The organism is Devosia alba, assembly GCF_039938915.1.
GTDB lineage: Bacteria > Pseudomonadota > Alphaproteobacteria > Rhizobiales > Devosiaceae > Devosia > Devosia alba.
Genome location: NZ_JBDUUI010000001.1, coordinates 79,668 through 96,344 on the forward strand (window position 1 = coordinate 79,668; position 16,677 = coordinate 96,344).

At 62.7% G+C, this 16,677-nt stretch carries 21 protein-coding genes; 10 read left to right on the top strand and 11 right to left on the bottom strand.

Translation table 11 applies throughout. The annotated features are described in order from the left end of the window. The first annotated feature begins 119 nt into the window (after positions 1-119). The gene (purM, locus tag ABFY71_RS00360) at positions 120-1,196 is read left to right on the top strand and encodes a phosphoribosylformylglycinamidine cyclo-ligase (RefSeq protein ID WP_347944198.1); all 1,077 of its coding nucleotides are present in this window, start codon (positions 120-122) and stop codon (positions 1,194-1,196) included. Between the two features lie 44 nt (positions 1,197-1,240). Continuing rightward, positions 1,241-1,783, top strand: a complete 543-nt coding sequence (gene purN, locus ABFY71_RS00365; protein ID WP_431021487.1) for a phosphoribosylglycinamide formyltransferase — start codon at positions 1,241-1,243, stop codon at positions 1,781-1,783. A gap of 2 nt (positions 1,784-1,785) precedes the next feature. Here purN and ABFY71_RS00370 read toward each other — a convergent pair whose 3' ends face one another. Then, the gene (locus ABFY71_RS00370; protein WP_347944200.1) at positions 1,786-2,298 is read right to left on the bottom strand and encodes a DUF1801 domain-containing protein; all 513 of its coding nucleotides are present in this window, start codon (positions 2,296-2,298) and stop codon (positions 1,786-1,788) included. 126 nt (positions 2,299-2,424) lie between these two features. Here ABFY71_RS00370 and ABFY71_RS00375 point away from each other — a divergent pair, with 126 nt between their 5' ends. Then, positions 2,425-3,315 (top strand): DMT family transporter, encoded by an 891-nt coding sequence (locus ABFY71_RS00375; RefSeq protein WP_347944201.1) that lies wholly within the window; start codon positions 2,425-2,427, stop codon positions 3,313-3,315. A 50-nt stretch (positions 3,316-3,365) separates the two neighbouring features. Continuing rightward, positions 3,366-3,578, top strand: a complete 213-nt coding sequence (locus ABFY71_RS00380) for a hypothetical protein (RefSeq protein ID WP_305579742.1) — start codon at positions 3,366-3,368, stop codon at positions 3,576-3,578. A 107-nt stretch (positions 3,579-3,685) separates the two neighbouring features. Here ABFY71_RS00380 and gatB read toward each other — a convergent pair whose 3' ends face one another. Genes gatB through ABFY71_RS00400 form a run of 4 tightly spaced genes read right to left on the bottom strand, consistent with a single transcriptional unit; the run spans position 3,686 to position 6,536 of the window. Beyond that, positions 3,686-5,185 (bottom strand): Asp-tRNA(Asn)/Glu-tRNA(Gln) amidotransferase subunit GatB, encoded by a 1,500-nt coding sequence (gatB, locus tag ABFY71_RS00385; protein ID WP_347944202.1) that lies wholly within the window; start codon positions 5,183-5,185, stop codon positions 3,686-3,688. A 13-nt stretch (positions 5,186-5,198) separates the two neighbouring features. Beyond that, complete coding sequence (locus ABFY71_RS00390; protein WP_347944203.1) at positions 5,199-5,699, bottom strand: GNAT family N-acetyltransferase; 501 nt, start codon at positions 5,697-5,699, stop codon at positions 5,199-5,201. A gap of 1 nt (position 5,700) precedes the next feature. Then, a complete protein-coding gene (locus ABFY71_RS00395) occupies positions 5,701-6,213 on the bottom strand; it encodes a GNAT family N-acetyltransferase (RefSeq protein WP_347944204.1) in 513 nt (170 codons plus the stop codon). A gap of 11 nt (positions 6,214-6,224) precedes the next feature. Next, positions 6,225-6,536, bottom strand: a complete 312-nt coding sequence (locus ABFY71_RS00400) for a chorismate mutase (RefSeq protein WP_305579739.1) — start codon at positions 6,534-6,536, stop codon at positions 6,225-6,227. Between the two features lie 249 nt (positions 6,537-6,785). Between ABFY71_RS00400 and ABFY71_RS00405 the strand changes: the two genes are divergently transcribed. Further along, a complete protein-coding gene (locus tag ABFY71_RS00405) occupies positions 6,786-7,043 on the top strand; it encodes a YjhX family toxin (protein ID WP_305579738.1) in 258 nt (85 codons plus the stop codon). 123 nt (positions 7,044-7,166) lie between these two features. On the opposite strand, the gene ABFY71_RS00410 is transcribed toward ABFY71_RS00405, so the two are convergent. The 5 genes from ABFY71_RS00410 to ABFY71_RS00430 all read right to left on the bottom strand — a co-directional run bounded on the left by ABFY71_RS00410 (position 7,167) and on the right by ABFY71_RS00430 (position 10,565). Next, on the bottom strand, positions 7,167-7,484 hold the full coding sequence (locus tag ABFY71_RS00410; RefSeq protein WP_305579737.1) for a hypothetical protein: 318 nt from the start codon (positions 7,482-7,484) through the stop codon (positions 7,167-7,169). A gap of 120 nt (positions 7,485-7,604) precedes the next feature. Continuing rightward, positions 7,605-9,089, bottom strand: coding sequence for an Asp-tRNA(Asn)/Glu-tRNA(Gln) amidotransferase subunit GatA (gene gatA / locus ABFY71_RS00415; RefSeq protein WP_347944205.1), 1,485 nt, complete (start codon positions 9,087-9,089; stop codon positions 7,605-7,607). A 75-nt stretch (positions 9,090-9,164) separates the two neighbouring features. Continuing rightward, on the bottom strand, positions 9,165-9,647 hold the full coding sequence (locus tag ABFY71_RS00420) for a GNAT family N-acetyltransferase (RefSeq protein WP_347944206.1): 483 nt from the start codon (positions 9,645-9,647) through the stop codon (positions 9,165-9,167). After that, a complete protein-coding gene (gene gatC / locus ABFY71_RS00425) occupies positions 9,648-9,935 on the bottom strand; it encodes an Asp-tRNA(Asn)/Glu-tRNA(Gln) amidotransferase subunit GatC (protein WP_347944207.1) in 288 nt (95 codons plus the stop codon). A 96-nt stretch (positions 9,936-10,031) separates the two neighbouring features. After that, a complete protein-coding gene (locus ABFY71_RS00430; protein WP_347944208.1) occupies positions 10,032-10,565 on the bottom strand; it encodes a hypothetical protein in 534 nt (177 codons plus the stop codon). Between the two features lie 69 nt (positions 10,566-10,634). Between ABFY71_RS00430 and ruvX the strand changes: the two genes are divergently transcribed. From ruvX to dprA, 5 genes are all read left to right on the top strand, one after another. Beyond that, the gene (gene ruvX, locus ABFY71_RS00435; protein WP_347944209.1) at positions 10,635-11,129 is read left to right on the top strand and encodes a Holliday junction resolvase RuvX; all 495 of its coding nucleotides are present in this window, start codon (positions 10,635-10,637) and stop codon (positions 11,127-11,129) included. Positions 11,130-11,221: 92 nt separating this feature from the next. Continuing rightward, complete coding sequence (locus tag ABFY71_RS00440) at positions 11,222-12,211, top strand: aspartate carbamoyltransferase catalytic subunit (protein WP_305577688.1); 990 nt, start codon at positions 11,222-11,224, stop codon at positions 12,209-12,211. Then, positions 12,208-13,512 carry a dihydroorotase gene (gene pyrC / locus ABFY71_RS00445; RefSeq protein WP_347944210.1) on the top strand — a complete coding sequence of 435 codons (1,305 nt, stop codon included), beginning with the start codon at positions 12,208-12,210 and terminating at the stop codon, positions 13,510-13,512. The genes ABFY71_RS00440 and pyrC overlap by 4 nt, the downstream gene beginning before the upstream one ends. 212 nt (positions 13,513-13,724) lie before the next feature. After that, complete coding sequence (gene plsY, locus ABFY71_RS00450) at positions 13,725-14,333, top strand: glycerol-3-phosphate 1-O-acyltransferase PlsY (protein ID WP_305577684.1); 609 nt, start codon at positions 13,725-13,727, stop codon at positions 14,331-14,333. Between the two features lie 3 nt (positions 14,334-14,336). Continuing rightward, a complete protein-coding gene (gene dprA / locus ABFY71_RS00455) occupies positions 14,337-15,458 on the top strand; it encodes a DNA-processing protein DprA (protein WP_347944211.1) in 1,122 nt (373 codons plus the stop codon). Positions 15,459-15,629: 171 nt separating this feature from the next. Here the strand turns inward: dprA and ABFY71_RS00460 are convergent, their stop codons facing one another. Continuing rightward, on the bottom strand, positions 15,630-16,661 hold the full coding sequence (locus ABFY71_RS00460) for an aldo/keto reductase (RefSeq protein WP_347944212.1): 1,032 nt from the start codon (positions 16,659-16,661) through the stop codon (positions 15,630-15,632). Positions 16,662-16,677: the final 16 nt, after the last annotated feature.

A 16,677-nucleotide genomic window follows, 5' to 3' on the forward strand; every position in this document is an offset into this window, starting at 1 on the left:
TTGCGTCGCTGTGGTGGAGAAGCTATCAGGCCGTCTAACTTCCGGCTCCGGAATTGGCAACTGCCTTGGTCGACCGGTGACGGCATTACGCACGCTTTCCCCATTGAGGTCCGAGGCCCATGTCTGACAAGCAAAACCTGACATCAAACGGCCTTTCATACAAGCAGGCCGGCGTCGACATCGATGCAGGCAATGCGCTGGTGGAAGCCATCAAGCCGGCAGTGCGCTCGACCCGCCGTCCCGGTGCGGATGGAGAGATTGGCGGCTTTGGCGGCTTGTTCGATCTCAAGGCGGCCGGCTTTGTCGATCCGGTGCTGGTGGCGGCCAATGACGGGGTCGGCACCAAGCTGAAAATTGCCATCGAGACCGGCAATCATGCCACCATCGGGCAGGACCTGGTGGCGATGTGCGTCAACGACATCATCGTCCAGGGCGCCGAGCCGCTGTTCTTTCTCGATTATTTCGCCACCGGGAAGCTCGATGTCGAACAGGGTACTGCCATTGTCGAGGGCATTGCCCAAGGTTGTCGCCTCGCGGGCTGCGCGCTGATTGGCGGGGAAACCGCTGAGATGCCCGGCATGTATGCTGGCAAGGATTATGATCTGGCCGGCTTTGCCGTCGGCGCCGCCGAACGCGGCACGCTATTGCCGCGCCCCGATATCGCTGCTGGCGATACTCTGGTGGCTATCGCTTCCTCGGGCGTGCATTCCAACGGCTATTCGCTGGTTCGCAAGATTGTCGGACTGTCGGGCCTCGACTGGACCGCCGACGCTCCCTTCGCGCCCGGCACCCAGCTCTCGGAAGCCCTGCTCACGCCCACCCGGATCTATGTGAAGCCGCTTCTGGCCGCGCTCAAGGCCCGGCTTGCCATCAAGGCGCTGGCCCACATCACCGGCGGCGGGTTCATCGACAATATCCCGCGCGTACTGCCCGATCATCTGGCCGCCCATGTCGATCTCAATGCCGTCACCGTGCCCAAGGTATTTGGCTGGCTGAGCCGAGTCGGTGGCGTTGATCAGCATGAAATGCTGCGCACCTTCAATTGCGGCGTCGGCATGCTGGTGGCGGTCGCTCCCGACGATGCCGAACGGCTGGTCGAGCACCTCAACGCTGCCGGCGAAATCGCCGCCGTGGTCGGCACTCTCACCGCGCGCAGCGGCGAAGCCGTAACCTTCGCTGGCACGCTGGCGCTGTGAGCCGCAGACGCGTCGCCATCCTGATCTCTGGCCGGGGCTCGAACATGTCGGCTCTGATTGAGGCCGCCAAGGCACCCGACTATCCTGCCGAGATCGTCGGCGTGCTGTCCAACCGCGCCGCCGCGCCGGGCCTGGTGACCGCCGCCGAGCACGGCATCGCAACGGCCTCGCTGGCGCAGAGCAAATTTCCCAATAGGGAGATGTTCGAAGACGTCATGACCCAGACGCTGGAGGGCTGGCATGTCGACATCGTCTGCCTGGCGGGCTTCATGCGCATTCTGGGCGAGGATTTCGTCAACCACTGGGCCGGCCGGCTGATCAACATCCATCCCTCCCTGTTGCCGCACTACAAGGGCCTCGACACCCATGCGCGCGCCCTGGCCGATGGCGCCACCACCCATGGCTGCACCGTCCATTTCGTCACGCCGGGTCTGGATGAAGGCGCCCCAATCCTGCAGGCCGAAGTGCCCGTACTGCCCGGTGATACACCGGACACCCTGGCCGAGCGCGTGCTCGTCGCGGAACACCGTATCTACCCCGAAGCCCTGCGCTTGCTCGCCTCCGGTCAGGTGGCTGTCCGCGCCTGACTTCAGCCGCTCTTCTTGACGTTCTTCTTGAGCGTGGCGGCCTCCTGGGCCTCGGGCGCCAGATAGCCGGGCAGCGCGGCCGCCTGCCGCACCCAGTCGGTAAACCGAGCTTCGTCGAACGCCCCGTCGGCGCCGATATGCAGATAGCGCGTGTCGGGGTCCTTGGACCCCACCGGCGGCTCGGGCGTCAGCGCGGCGCCCTGAAAGAAGGCAATCTTGATGTAATTGGTCAAACAGTGAAGGCCGAGAAAATACCCCTGCCCCGGCACGCCATAAAACGGCGAGTTCCACTTCACCGCCTTGGCGACATCGGGCAGCGCCGCCACGATCAGCGCGTCCAGCCGCTCACCCACGCCGCGCTTCCATCCCGGCATGGCCGCGATATAGGCCTGAACGGGCCCATCGCCATCGCCCTTGGCAATCTGCGGATTGCCGCCGGACAGCAAGACCGGCTCCGCCGCTGCCTTCTGTGTGCCCTTTCTCACCACGGTGTGCCTCCTGTAGCGTCCACTCATCAGGACAGGCTAACGCTGCAGACATTGATGCGTCCAGCCATCACCAGTATTGATCCCTCCTATTGTCAAAATCGGTTCGACCTTGGATCCGCACAGGCATAGCGTGCGCAACCTAGGGAGGAATCAATGGTTCGTCGTGACTGGTTCTGGATTATTCTGCTCGGCGCCATCTGGGGCTGCTCGTTCATCTTCAACGCCGTGCTGATCCGCGAAATCGGTCCGCTCTGGGTCACCTCCTTGCGCGTCGGTATCGGCGCGCTGGGCTGCTGGGCCGTCATGGTGGCGCTGCGCAAACCCATTCCCCGCGATCCGGTGCTGTGGCTCAAGCTGGGCGGGCTGGGCGTGCTGGCCTATGCCATTCCCTTCGCGCTGTTCCCGCTGGCCCAGGCCAATCTGGCCAGCGGCGTCGCCGCCATCATCAACGCCCTGACGCCACTGGTGACCGTCATTGTCAGCCATTTCTGGCGCGGCGGCGAAAAGGCCTCGCGCATCAAGATTGCCGGCGTCGTCGTCGGCTTTGCTGGCGCCTTCATTCTGGCATGGCCGGCGCTGAGCAGCGGGGGCGATTCCCGGCTCTGGGCCATCGGCGCCTGCCTGCTCGCCACGCTGTGCTATGCGCTCTCGCTCAACATCACCCGCAGCTTCAAGGCCATAGAGCCTACCGCGCTGGCCTCTGTCGCGCTGACCGGCGCGGCCATCATTGCCATCCCGATCGCCTTTGTTACCGAGGGCACACCGATCATGGTGCGGGCTGAATCCTGGATGGCGGCGCTGGCCATCGGGCTGATGTCGACCGCTTTCACTTTCCAGGTCATGTATCGCATTCTGCCGCGTGTCGGTGCGACCAATTTCGCCACAACCACCTTCATCGCCCCGATTTCGGCAGTGATACTGGGCGTTACCATCCTGCGAGAGACGGTCCTGCCAATCCAGATTCTGGGCATGCTGGTGATCTTCACCGGGCTGCTGCTGATCGATGGCCGCATTGGCAGGCTGTGGCGTCGCGTCGCGGCCTGACGGGGAACGACAACTGCGCTGGGACGTTCCTCCAACCAAAGGAGCGCCCCATGTCTCAGCCGATCAACGAACCCCGCCCCGATATCGATCCCGTAGCTCCGCCCGAGATCATTCCCCAGCCCGAGCCCGCGCCGCCGCAGCCGGTTGATCCCGTGCCACCCCATCCCGAGGAACTGCCCGATACACCTCAGCCGGTGGAAGATCCCACGCCCGGCCAGCCTGACCCCATTCCGGGCGACGACCAGCCGCCGACCTGGAGTTAGTATCAAAAACTGGAGCTAGTATCAAAAAAAACGGCGCCTAACGGCGCCGTTGCTGCTTCTTGATCATCTCAGCTCAAGTTTGACGGCGATACCGACGCCGTGTGGGATCACTCAAGCCCGAGCTTCTTTTTCATCAGCGCGTTCAGTACCTGCGGATTGGCCGTGCCGCCCGAAGCCTTCATCGCCTGGCCGACGAACCAGCCAATCATTGACGGCTTTGCCAGTACCTTGGCGACCTGATCGGGGTTGGCGGCGATGATCTCGTCGACAATGGCTTCGATGGCGCCCATATCGGTCATCTGCTTCATGCCGCGCCGCTCGACGATCTCGGCCGGATCACCCTCGGGCTCCTCGGCAATGATGATCTGCAGCAAGTCCTTGGCGCCCTTGGACGAAATCGTCCCTGCGGCCACAAGATCCACGATTCCGGCCACCTGACCGGGCTGCAGATGGGTCTCCCAGATCGCCAGCCCCTGACTATTGGCAAAGGCGGCAACATCGGCATTGAGCATATTGGCCACGGCCTTGCCGTCGCGCTTGGTACCACCGAACGCCACCACAGCCTCAAAATAGTCCGCGGTTTCACGATCCAGCGTCAGCACCATGGCGTCATAGGGCGTCACGCCAAAATCGCTGATGAACCGGGCCTTCTTTTCGTCCGGCAGTTCGGGCAGGCCCTCGGCCAGTTCGGCCACGAAGGCATCATCGAATTCGAGCGGCAGCAGATCGGGGTCGGGGAAGTAGCGATAATCATGTGCCTCTTCCTTGGAGCGCATTGACCGCGTCTCGCCAGCCTTGGGATCATACAGTCGGGTTTCCTGATCGATGATGCCACCATCTTCGAGAATATCGATCTGACGCCGTGCCTCAAATTCAATCGCCTGACCGGCGAAGCGGATCGAGTTCACATTCTTGATCTCGCACCGCGTGCCGAATTCGCCACCGGGCCGGCGCACCGAGACATTGACGTCGGCGCGCATTGAGCCCTGCTCCATATTGCCGTCGCAAGTGCCCAGATAGCGCAGAATGCTGCGCAGCTTGGCCAGATATTCCTTGGCTTCCTCGGACGAGCGCAGATCTGGCTTGCTGACGATTTCCATCAGCGCCACACCCGAGCGGTTGAGATCCACAAAGCTCATATTGGGATGCTGGTCATGGATCGACTTGCCGGCATCCTGCTCCAGATGCAGCCGCTCAATGCCGATCTCGATACTGCCATCAACCATATCGAGCTGAACGGCGCCTTCGCCGACAATCGGGTCCTTGAACTGGGAAATCTGATAGCCCTGCGGCAGATCGGGATAAAAATAGTTCTTGCGGTCAAACACGCTGCGCTTGTTGATCTGGGCCTTCAGGCCCAGGCCGGTGCGCACGGCCTGGCGCACGCATTCCGCGTTGATAGTGGGCAGCATGCCGGGCATGGCCGCATCCACAAATGACACATTGGCATTGGGCGGGTTGCCAAACGCGGTTGATGAACCCGAGAACAACTTGCTCTCGGAAGTCACTTGCGCGTGCACTTCCATGCCAATGACGACTTCCCAGTCACCGGTCGATCCGGCGATGAAGCTTTTCGGGTTGGGTGTGCGCGTGTCGATGAGAGTCAATTGAGCATCCTGTTTACGTCTGCACTGCTTGCAGCAATGGCTTTCTGAGCCGCACCTTGTCCAGCGCATAGTTCAAGCTTGGCGAGTGCTTCATGCCTCGCCAAATTGGGGTATATCCCTGTCGCATGTAAAACCTTACCGCGCCAACATTGCCAGCGTAGGTTTCAAGTTCAGCATGCGCAAAACCTCCCTTGGCGATAGCGATTTCCAGCGCTTCTAGCAAGGCCGCGCCAACACCACGTTTCTGCGCCCATGGGGCCACCCACAGGTCTGAAACCACCTCGTTCAGATATTCGCGCGCGCCCCATCCAGCCGGTTTGCCGTCGAGCTCGGCTATCAGCATGGTGTCACGTTGATCTCGGCAAAAGGCAACGAACTCCTCCAGGAGCGCAGTCCGGTCAGCCCGGCCCTGATCATCGTCACCAAAGGCACTGAGTTCCCAGGCGTCAAATCCGATCCTGCCAAGCGTCTCGGCCTCGGAAGGGGCAGGCGCGCGCAAAAGCCAGTCTGGCAAGCTAGTCCTCGTGGCCGATATCGCCGTCGAACGGCATGAGGCGCTTTTCCAGATGCACACTCATGAAGGGTTGCGGCATGCCGCGCCCGTCAGGTCGCAATGCCAGGATGCGATAACCCTGCTTCTCATAGAACTGCACTGCGGGCACATTGTCGGCGGGCGTTTCCAGATACACCCGCTCGGCGCCGCCGAGTTCCAGCATCGACTCCATCCGCCGCAACAACATCGAACCGATCCCATTGCGCTGTAGTTCCGGCGTCACGAACAGGTAGGGAATATAGGCCCGTCGCGCCGCGCGCGAACACCAGCCCACGACAATGCCATCGACCTCGGCAACAATGATCCTGCTGAGCGTCTCGGCGACCACTTGTGAGAGCCGATACCGCTCGGCGTCACGCAGCCCCGGTCGCGCCGTCAGCAGCGGGAAAATGCCGTTTTCCCAGGCACGGTAGGCTATCTCGGCCAGTCGCCGGGCATCGGCGCCTTCGGCCTTGCGAATGGTGATGCCTGGCATGGTGGCCTCCGTTATCTGCGGCGCCGCGCCGCAATAATGCCCTTCTCGTAATTGATGTTCCAGTCGATCAGGGTCCGCCACACAAGTTCGGCCTGATCCTCGTCAAGATCAAGGGCCAAACTGCGTTGCCTGATCTTGGCAATCACCGCTTCGATGCGAACCGGGTCATGTGCCTCGTGTGGATCGGTCTTGATCTCGGCCATCCGCGTCACATACTGATGCCGCTCGGCAAACAGGTTGAGCAGCAGACTGTCGATCCGGTCGATTTCGGCACGGACGTCGTCCTTGGATTGGCAGTCGGCGGGGGCGTTCTGAGCGGTCACGGCAGATTCCAGTGCGATTGGGACTTGTTGCAGGTTTGCACCGCCCCGCCGGTGATTTCAACCGCCCCCCTTGCGCAAATTCCCGGCAATTGGCTATCACACGCAAATGTCTAGTCAGTCTGAGACCGCCTGAAGCCTCGTCCAAATGCGACGAGGCACAATGAACCAGTCAACCGCCGAGCGCGATGCCGGCCGTTGATCGTGTTTGTTCGCGGGTCCTGGCCCGCGCCCTATGGCGACAGACGTTCTATGGATATCTCAAGAAGTGAACAGCGGGTGCTGCATGCCCTCGCGCAGGGTGGCCGCATTGCGCTCATCCGCAATCAGGCGGGCAAAACCACCGGCCTGGAAATGTTCAACCGCGAAGGCTGGTTGATGAGCGATTGCACCATGCTCTTGTTTAAAAAGCTCAAGGCCAGGAAGGCCATCAAGTCCTGCAATGGCCAACCCTACCGCATTACCAAACGCGGCCTGGAACTGGTCCGCAGCGAATATGACAACCGGTAGCCTTGCGCTTGCCACACGCAGCCCGAACCTGACAGACCTGCCCCTCCCCCTTGTGGGGAGGGGTCAATGGCGAAAATGGCTCGCAAAAGCATGAGGCCCACCCGTGGGCCTGACAATCGGGGATTAGTGCTTGGTGACGCCGCTCAGCGCCGCGGCGATGTGTTCCCATTCACTGGCGACGCTGGCGGTAGCGCGCTTCTTGCCAGCGCGGCGATACCAGTAATCGGCATTGCCCATATCGGCCTCGATCCAGTGCATCAGCGCATGCACCCAGTCAAACGCCGCCACACCTTCCATCGACTGAACGATATTGTGCGCCTGCTCCCATTCCGGACCCACGCGCAACTCCCCCTTCTTGAGCCACCACATCGCCTGGAGCGGCATGCTCAGGTCCTTGGGCGGTTCGGACCAGTCCTGGGAGGTAAAAATGTCAGTGGCCATCGAAGATACTCTTGTCGGCCCGGACGCCGTACCCGACGGTGTCACAACCAGTTTCAATTTGTGCATAGGCGGCAAATAATGCGGATCGGCGCAGCAATCAAGTAGCGCCGGCCAGCGGGGCTACCACCAGGGCTTGGGGGAAAAGTCCATATCGGCGCTGCGTTCGATGACGCGCGCGGCGGCAAACAGCGTTTCCTCATCGAACGGCTTGCCGATCAACTGCAGTCCCAGGGGCAAGCCCTGACCATCCTTGCCTGCCGGAACGGCAATGCCCGGCAGCCCCGCCATGTTCACTGTCACGGTGAAAATGTCGTTGAGGTACATCTTGACCGGATCATTGGCCATGGCCTCGTCGCCAATGCCAAACGCCGCCGAGGGCGTGGCTGGCGTCAGGATGGCGTCGACGCCGGCCTGGAAGGCGTCCTCGAAATCTTTCTTGATCAGCGTCCGCACTTTCTGCGCCTTGACGTAATAGGCGTCGAAATAGCCGGCCGACAGCACATAGGTGCCGATCATGATGCGGCGCTTCACCTCGCGGCCGAACCCGGCGGCGCGGGTCAGTTCATACATGTCGGTGATGTCCTTGCCGGTGACGCGCAGGCCGTACTTGACGCCGTCATAGCGCGCCAGATTGGACGAGGCTTCGGCGGGTGCCACGATGTAATAGGCTGGTAGCGCGTATTTGGTGTGCGGCAGACTGATATCCTTGACCGTGGCCCCTTCGGCGCGCAGCCAGTCGAGGCCCTGGCGCCACAGCTGTTCAATCTCGGCGGGCATGCCATCCTGACGATATTCGCGCGGCACGCCAATGGTCAGACCCTTGACGCCGCGCTCAACGGCAGCGGCAAAATCGGGCACGGCCACGTCAACACTGGTGGAATCCTTGACGTCGAAACCGGCCATCGAGGTCAACATCAGCGCCGCATCTTCAACGGTGCGCGCTATCGGGCCGGCCTGATCGAGCGAGGAAGCAAACGCCACTGTGCCCCAGCGCGAGCAGCGACCATAGGTTGGCTTGATGCCGACCGTGCCGGTGAACGCTGCCGGCTGGCGGATCGACCCGCCAGTATCGGTCGCCGTAGCGCCAGCGCACAGCCAGGCCGAAACAGCGGCCGCCGAACCACCCGAGGAGCCACCCGGCACCAGATTGGCATTGCTGCCTGTCGCGCGGAACGGGTTGATCACATTGCCGTAATAGCTGGTCTCGTTGGACGAGCCCATAGCGAACTCGTCCATGTTCAACTTGCCCAGCATCACCGCGCCGTCGCGCCACAGATTGGCGGTGACGCTTGATTCATACTCCGGCTTGAAGCCATCCAGAATATGGCTGGCTGCCTGGGTGTGCACGCCCTTGGTGGCAAACAGATCCTTGATTCCCAGCGGAATGCCTTCCAGCGCCCCGCCCTGCCCCTGCGCCAGCTTGGCGTCGCTCGCCTTGGCCATGCCCAGTGCCTGCTCCCCCGTGACCGCCACATAGGCGTTCAGGCTCGGATTGGCCTTTTCGATCGCGCCCAGATACGCCCCGGTCAATTCGCTCGAGGTGAAGCTCTTGTCGATGAGGCCCTTGCGGGCAGCGGCCAGGCTCAGTTTGGTCAGGTCAGTCAAAACAGATCTCGCTCAGAAAGGTCGTAGCGGGGTGGCGCAATCGCGCCGATTGAGTTTGCTCGTCTTTGGTTTGGCTTAGGCCGGTTGCGGCACGCTGAGCGACATTTCGAAAAATGCCGACCACGCGCTGTCAGGATAGTCCAGAAACGGTCCGCGAGCCACAAAGCCACTGCGGCTGTAAAGCCGATGCGCCCCGTCAAATCCAGGACCGGTGCCGGTTTCCAGCATTAGCATGGACAAATGCTTCTCCCGAGCCAGCGCCACAATCTCCGCCAGCAGGGCCGAACCAACGCGCTGGCCACGGATTTCGGGCAGCGTGAACATGCGCTTGACCTCGCCCAGTGCCGCCGAATGCACCTTGAGCGCCCCCATGCCCGCCGGCCGTCCCGCCGCGTCACGCGCCACGAACACGCTCGTATCGGCCCCCGCCATCTGCTCGACGGTCATCTTGAACTGGAAGTCTGGCGGCGATAGCGGCAGCAGATGGTCATTGAGCTGGGCCACCAGGCCCCGCACATCATCCTGCAACGCCGTTTCGATGGCGATGCTGATGCTCATCTATTCGATCACCTTGGGCACCATGAAGAAATTGTCTTCGCTCAGCGGCGCATTGACCACCACCCTGTCGGCATAATCTCCGTCAGTGACCACGTCTTCGCGCAGCCGCAGAGTCATCGGCATCACCGAGGTCATCGGATCAACGCCCTCGACATCGACTTCGCCGAGCTGCTCGATGAAACCCAGAATCGCATTGAGCTCGCCCTGATAGGCGGCAACCTCATCCTCTTCGATGCGGATGCGCGCCAGGCTCGCTATGCGCTTAACGGTCTTGGCGTCGACGGACATGACTAACTCCACAAGGATAGGCTGCAAGGATCGCTATTGCCGCTTCATTAGCAACCACGCAGCCAAAAAGACAATGAAAATGGCTGACGCGCCCGATCAGATTTCCAGCGCCAGCCCAGCCTCCAACGCCACCAGCCCCGATCCATCCAGCCCGTCACGCAGGATCGGGATGGCCTGATCCACCGCCGCCTCGTCCCCGGCCAGTGCCAGCAGGCGCGGTGCCCGTGCGGCCAGCACCGCCATGCCGATCGCGCTGAGCCCGGCGCCGCTACCAAACACCACCACCACTGCGCCTTCCGCCCAGCGCCCCAAAGCCGGCACAGCGCCCCGGACCAGCAAGAGCGGCGCTTCGCCCATGGCGTCCACCAGCACGGCATCCGGTCCCGCCAACCAGCATTTTACCGGCGGCAGTTCCACCCCGTCGTCAATCAGCCGCTGCGGCTGACGCGGTCGCCAACCTTGCGTATCGAGCACGGGCAGATCCGCGCCAAAATTACGCACCACCTGATCGGCGCCCGATACCAGCTCCGCCGCGTCGATCCCCGCCGGCGCGCCCGCCGGATCGAGAACCAGAATCACCCCGCCAATGTGGATACGCAGCGTGGTGCCGCCAAACCAGGTCAGTTTCATCGCCGCTTTCCAGTCGCCAAATGCCGCCGCACCCTATAGGACGACACCATTGTGGCAAGTGAGCACTCCATGACTGAAGACAGCCCCGATCAGAGCCAGCACGAGGCGGTAGAATACGCCAATCCACTGGCGGCGATTCCCGCAACGGGTAGGATTCTGGGCCTCGATCTGGGCAGCAAGACCATTGGCGTGGCCGTTTCGGATGGCATGCGCTATTCGGCCACCCCGCTCGAAACCATCAAGCGCACCAAATTCACGGCCGACGCCATCCGTCTCGATCAGCTGATCGCCGAGAACGCCATCGTCGCGATCATTCTGGGCCTGCCGCTCAATATGGACGGCTCCGAGGGTCCCCGCGTGCAGTCCACCCGCGCCTTTGCCCGCAGCCTGGCCCAGCGCATCGCCCTGCCCATCGCCTTCTGGGATGAGCGCCTGTCCACCAGCGCCGTCACCCGCATGATGATCGAGGCCGATATGCGCCGCGACCGCCGCGCCGAAGTCGTCGACAAGCTGGCCGCCAGCTATATTCTCCAGGGCGCGCTGGACCGATTGCGCCACGCCTGATCGTGGCGCGTTGCGTCGGGAAAACTCAACAAAAAGTTGAACCGCGCGCGCCCCTCCGCTACACCGCGTCAAATCATAGGGAATGGGAGCGTATGGCCCAAGCTCGCGCCAGCACAACCTCGACGTCATCCGCCAGCTCATCTGGCGATTTTCCCCCTTTCAACCAGCGCCATCTGCTCTCGATTGCCGATTTGCAGCAGCACGAGATCATCCAGTTGCTCGATCGTGCCGAAGCCATGGTGCCGGTGTCGCGCCAGGAGCGCAAAAGCCACCCCACCCTGACTGGCAAGACGCAGATCAATCTGTTCTTTGAACCCTCCACCCGCACCCAGGGATCGTTTGAAATCGCCGGCAAGCGCCTCGGTGCACTGGTGATGAACATGTCGGTGAAATCCAGTTCGGTATCCAAGGGCGAAACCCTGGTCGATACCGCCACCACGCTCAACGCCATGCGCCCCGACGTCATCGTCGTGCGCCACGGAGCGGCGGGCGCGGTGGAACTGCTCAGCCAGAAGGTCGGCTGCGCCGTGATCAATGCCGGCGACGGTGCCCACGAGCACCCTACCCAGGCCCTGCTCGATGCCCTGACCATCCGCAATCACAAGGGCCGCATTTCCGGCCTGACAGTCGCCATTTGCGGCGACATTGCCAATTCCCGCGTCGTTCGATCCAATCTCTTGCTGCTCGGCGCGCTCAATGTGCGCACCCGCGTCATTGCCCCACGAAATCTTTTGCCTGTCGGCATTGAACACCTGGCAAGCGAAGTCTTCACCGATATGCGCGAAGGTCTGGCCGGTGCCGATGTGGTGATGATGCTGCGCCTGCAGCACGAACGCGCCCAGGGCCGCATGATCCCTTCGGTGCGCGAATATTATCGCTTCTATGGTCTGGATGCCGAAAAGCTCAGCTACGCCAAGCCCGACGCCATCGTCATGCATCCCGGCCCGATGAATCGCGGCGTCGAGATCGACCCCGCCATTGCCGATGGCCCCGCCTCGGTCATTACCGATCAGGTGGAAATGGGCGTTGCCGTGCGCATGGCCGTGCTCGATGCCCTGTTGCCGTCGAGGAATGAACCATGAGCACTCCCGTAAGCCGCCCGATGCTCATTGAAAACGCCCGCATTGTTGATCCTGCCTCCGGCACTGACAGTCAGGGCGCGGTACTGATCGAAGATGGCCTGATCGCTGAAATCGCCATTGGTGCGCCGATCGGGGTCCCTGACGGCGCCGAAGTCATCAACGCCAAAGGCTTGATTCTGGCGCCCGGGCTTATCGACATGCGCGTTTTTACCGGTGAGCCCGGCAAGGAATACCGCGAAACCTTGCAATCGGCGGGCGATGCCGCCGCTGCCGGCGGCGTCACCAGTTTCGTGATGATGCCCGACACCACGCCCGTGGTGGACGACGGCGCCCTGGTCGATTTCCTCATTCGCCGCGCCAAGGCAACGTCCAGGGTCAACGTCCTGCCGGCCGGTGCCATCACCAAGGGCCTCAATGGTACGGAAATGACAGAGTACGGTCTGCTCAAGGAAGCTGGTGCCGTCTGCCTCACCGATGGCCGCCACGCCATCCAGTCGCCGGCCATGCTGCGTACGGCCATGAGCTACGCCGCCAATTATGGAATGATCTTCGTCCATCATCTCTGCGACACCGACCTGGCCGGCGCTGGCGTGATGAATGAGGGGCTATTCGCCACCATTCTGGGCCTCAAGGGCATTCCGCGTGAGGCCGAGACCATTCCGTTGGCCCGCGATCTGCAACTGGCCGCACTGACTGGCGTCAATTACCACGCCGCCCAGATCTCCTGCGCCGCCTCAGTGGAACTGGTGGCGGCAGCCAAAAAGCGTAACAAGTCCGTTACCGCAGGGGTTTCCATCAATAACCTCGCGCTCAACGAGAACGACATCGGTCGCTACCGGACCTTCTTCAAGCTGTCGACGCCCCTGCGCTCCGAAGATGATCGCCAGGCCATTGTCGAAGGCCTGCGCAACGGCACGATCGACACCATCCATTCCGATCACGACCCGCAGGACACCGAGGTCAAGCGCCAGCCCTTCGCTGAAGCCTCGGACGGCGCCATCGGGCTGGAAACCCTGCTCGCGGCTGCGCTGCGCCTGGTTCATTCCGGCGATGTCGACATCCTGACCGTGCTGCGCGCCATGACCAGCCGCCCCGCCGATATTCTTGGTCTTGCCGCCGGCCGTATCGCCGTTGGCGCCCCGGCAGACCTGATCCTTTTCGATCTGGAATATCCCTGGCAGGTCAGCGAGCAGCAACTCCGCTCCCGCTCGCGCAATACCAGCTTCGAAGGCGCCCGCCTCGCCGGCAAGGTCATGCGCACCATTGTGGGCGGGGAAACGGTGTTCGAGCACGTAGTTTAGCTCCCGCTAGCCCTAGCCACCAGTCGTCAACCTCGGGCTCGCCTCGAGGGCTCTACACTTGCGGCGCCTTGGCGAGGTACAGTGCCCTCGGGTCAGCCCAAGCGTGACGATCTGGGTATTTGTCACCCATTTTCAGTCATCGTCCGGCTCCGCCCCCTTGCCGCACCCCCCGCTCTGCGCATACTTCTCACTTCAAAGACGAGGGGAAACCAATGCCTATTGACCTGATGCCGCTCCTCTACGCCGTCGTGCTGGGATACCTCTTTGGCTCCATCCCCTTCGGCTTGCTGCTGACGCGGGCTGCCGGCCTGGGGGATATCCGCACCATTGGCTCGGGCAATATCGGCGCCACCAATGTACTGCGCACCGGCAATCGCTGGATCGCGGCCGCAACCTTGCTGCTGGACGCCTCCAAGGCAGCCGTGCCCGTCCTGCTGGCGCGGGGTCTGTGGGGCGAAGAGGCAGCCATGCTGGCAGGCATCGGCGCCTTTCTGGGCCATTGCTTCCCGGTCTGGCTCAATTTCAAGGGTGGCAAGGGCGTCGCGGTGTTCATCGGCTCGCTGCTGGCGCTGAGTTGGCCGGTTGGCGTGATCTTTTGCGCTGTCTGGCTGTTCATCGCCTTTGCCCGTAGATTTTCCTCGCTGGCTGCGCTGACGGCGGGCGCCACAGCCCCGATCTTTGCCTATGTCGTGGTCAATGAGTGGCTGGCCGGTGCTGCCGCCGTTATGGCCCTGCTGCTGTTCTTCCAGCACCGGGACAACATCGCCCGACTCATCAAGGGCACCGAGCCAAAGATCGGCTCCGAGAAAAAGACGGCCTAAGCGATGGCGCCTGACCAGGGTGCCGCCAGACTGACACCGGCGCAGCGCCTCGCCTGGCTGCGCCTGATCCGCACGGAAAATGTGGGCCCCGCGACCTTCCGGCAATTGATCAACCGTTTCGGTTCGGCCGAGGCCGCGCTGGAGGCCCTGCCCAGCCTGATCCGGCGCAGTGGCAAGTCGGTCCGTATCGCCAGCCAGAGCGAGGCTGAAGACGAGATTGCCGGTCTGACGCGCTATGGCGCCCGCCTTGTGGCCAGCAGCGACCCCGACTATCCGCCACTTCTGCGCTATATTCCCGCCGCACCGCCGCTGCTCACCCTGGCCGCCGGCCCCAATCTGGATTGGCAGCGCACCGTCGGCATTGTTGGAGCCCGCAATGCCTCGGCGGCTGGGGTCAAGATGACACGCCTGCTGGCCACCGATCTGGGCGAGCGCGGCTACACCATTGTCTCCGGCCTGGCGCGTGGCATCGACGCTGCCGCCCATCAGGCCACGCTCACCACTGGCACTGTCGCAGTGCTGGCCGGCGGCTTCGACAGGATCTATCCGGCCGAAAACATCCCGCTTGCCCACGCCATTCTCGACCATGGCGGCGCCCTGCTCACAGAAATGCCGCTCGGCTGGGAACCCCGAGCCCGCGACTTCCCCAGGCGTAACCGGCTGGTTTCCGGTCTCTCGCTGGGCGTTGTCGTGGTCGAAGCGGCCAAACGCAGCGGTTCGCTGATCACCGCCCGCCTGGCCCTTGAGCAAAACCGCGACGTCTTCGCTGTCCCCGGCTCCCCTCTCGACCCCCGCGCCGAAGGTGGTAATGCCCTGATCCAGCAGGGCGCCAAGCTGATCACCAGTGCCGCCGACATCATCGAAACCCTGGGCAGCGCCGATCCATCGCGCAGCGCGCTGTTCGACCGCGATTGGGAACCCGATCTGGCTCCCGATGCGCCGCCGCCCAGCGCCGACGACAAATCCCGCCTGCTCGCCGCCCTTGGCCCGACCCCCATCGAGGTCGACGAACTGGTCCGCCAATCCGGCCTGAGCGCCGCTTCCATGCAAATGCTGCTGCTGGAACTCGACCTTGCCGGCCAGATCGAGTGGTCGAGCGGGCAGCTGGTGGCGCTCCGATACTAGGTGGGACCGCCTCTCGCCCCCTAAGGGAGAGTGACGACATAACTGCGTTCAGCAGAAATGTCAGGGTGAGGGGTTCTGCGTGTCCCACGCTTGGATCTCGCGGGATATGCCTCACCCCTCATCCGCCCTGCGCGGCACCTTCTCCCCTTGAGGGGAGAAGGGAAAAGGCCGCTACCTTCCGCCCTCAATGTTGCGGTTGCGCTGCCCGATGCCCCCGGCCCCATAGGGATAATCGCTCATTTCCGGCTTGCTAACATCGCTCAGCGTGGCGATTTCTTCCGCGCTCAGCACCAGGTCGGCCGCGCCCAGATTGTCCTTGAGCTGGTCGGTCGTGCGCGCGCCCAGTATCACCGAGGTCACGGCGGGCTGTTGAGACAGCCAGGCCAGAGCCACCTGCGCCATGCTGGCGCTGCGATCCTTGGCGATATCTTCAACCGCCCCGATCACCGCCCAGGTGATCGGTTGGGCATTGCGCTTGTCAAATGCCTCCATGCCCCGCTTGGGATCTTCGCCCAGCCGGGTCGCGCCGGTCGGCATCTGGTCGCGCTTGTATTTGCCACTCAGCCAGCCGCCGCCCAGCGGCGACCACGGCATCAGGCCGATATCGGCATCGAGCGCCGCCGGCACGATCTCATGCTCGATGTCGCGCACCAGCAGGTTGTATTGAGGCTGCAAGGTCACCGGCGGTGCAAAGCCCTTGGCCTTGGCGGTCCACACTGCCTTGGTCAGCTGCCAGCCCAGAAAATTGGAAAACCCGTAATAGGCAATCTTGCCGTTACCGATCGCGTCATCGAGAAAGCGCAGCGTTTCCTCAATGGGCGTCAGCGCGTCCCAGGCGTGCATCTGGTAGAGATCGATATGGTCCACCCCCAGCCGCTTTAGCGAGGCATCGAGCGCCTCCCTCAGATTCTTGCGCGACAGGCCGAGGTGGTTGGGGCCCTGCCCCATCGGAAAACGCCCCTTGGTGGTCAGCACCAGATCACGCAACACGCCCGGCCTGCTCTTGAGCCAGCGCCCCACAATCTCTTCGGACACCCCGGCGCTATAGACATTGGCGGTATCGATGAAATTGCCGCCGGCCGCGACATAGTCGTCCATCAACTGAAACGCGGTCGCTTCATCCGATTCCGCGCCAAAGGTCATTGTCCCCAGGCAATAGGCCGACACGACGGCCCCGCTATTACCGAGTTTGCGGTATTCCATTGCAATATCTCCTCGT

What these genes read in the sequence shown, in the direction of transcription:
- purM (WP_347944198.1), top strand. Translation starts at nt 120, where the DNA reads ATGTCTGACAAGCAAAACCTGACATCAAACGGCCTTTCATACAAGCAG.
- purN (WP_431021487.1), top strand. Translation starts at nt 1,241, where the DNA reads ATGTCGGCTCTGATTGAGGCCGCCAAGGCACCCGACTATCCTGCCGAG.
- ABFY71_RS00370 (WP_347944200.1), bottom strand. Translation starts at nt 2,298, where the DNA reads ATGAGTGGACGCTACAGGAGGCACACCGTGGTGAGAAAGGGCACACAG.
- ABFY71_RS00375 (WP_347944201.1), top strand. Translation starts at nt 2,425, where the DNA reads ATGGTTCGTCGTGACTGGTTCTGGATTATTCTGCTCGGCGCCATCTGG.
- ABFY71_RS00380 (WP_305579742.1), top strand. Translation starts at nt 3,366, where the DNA reads ATGTCTCAGCCGATCAACGAACCCCGCCCCGATATCGATCCCGTAGCT.
- ABFY71_RS00395 (WP_347944204.1), bottom strand. Translation starts at nt 6,213, where the DNA reads ATGCCAGGCATCACCATTCGCAAGGCCGAAGGCGCCGATGCCCGGCGA.
- ABFY71_RS00405 (WP_305579738.1), top strand. Translation starts at nt 6,786, where the DNA reads ATGGATATCTCAAGAAGTGAACAGCGGGTGCTGCATGCCCTCGCGCAG.
- ABFY71_RS00410 (WP_305579737.1), bottom strand. Translation starts at nt 7,484, where the DNA reads ATGGCCACTGACATTTTTACCTCCCAGGACTGGTCCGAACCGCCCAAG.
- ABFY71_RS00420 (WP_347944206.1), bottom strand. Translation starts at nt 9,647, where the DNA reads ATGAGCATCAGCATCGCCATCGAAACGGCGTTGCAGGATGATGTGCGG.
- gatC (WP_347944207.1), bottom strand. Translation starts at nt 9,935, where the DNA reads ATGTCCGTCGACGCCAAGACCGTTAAGCGCATAGCGAGCCTGGCGCGC.
- ABFY71_RS00430 (WP_347944208.1), bottom strand. Translation starts at nt 10,565, where the DNA reads ATGAAACTGACCTGGTTTGGCGGCACCACGCTGCGTATCCACATTGGC.
- ruvX (WP_347944209.1), top strand. Translation starts at nt 10,635, where the DNA reads ATGACTGAAGACAGCCCCGATCAGAGCCAGCACGAGGCGGTAGAATAC.
- ABFY71_RS00440 (WP_305577688.1), top strand. Translation starts at nt 11,222, where the DNA reads ATGGCCCAAGCTCGCGCCAGCACAACCTCGACGTCATCCGCCAGCTCA.
- pyrC (WP_347944210.1), top strand. Translation starts at nt 12,208, where the DNA reads ATGAGCACTCCCGTAAGCCGCCCGATGCTCATTGAAAACGCCCGCATT.
- plsY (WP_305577684.1), top strand. Translation starts at nt 13,725, where the DNA reads ATGCCTATTGACCTGATGCCGCTCCTCTACGCCGTCGTGCTGGGATAC.
- dprA (WP_347944211.1), top strand. Translation starts at nt 14,337, where the DNA reads ATGGCGCCTGACCAGGGTGCCGCCAGACTGACACCGGCGCAGCGCCTC.
- ABFY71_RS00460 (WP_347944212.1), bottom strand. Translation starts at nt 16,661, where the DNA reads ATGGAATACCGCAAACTCGGTAATAGCGGGGCCGTCGTGTCGGCCTAT.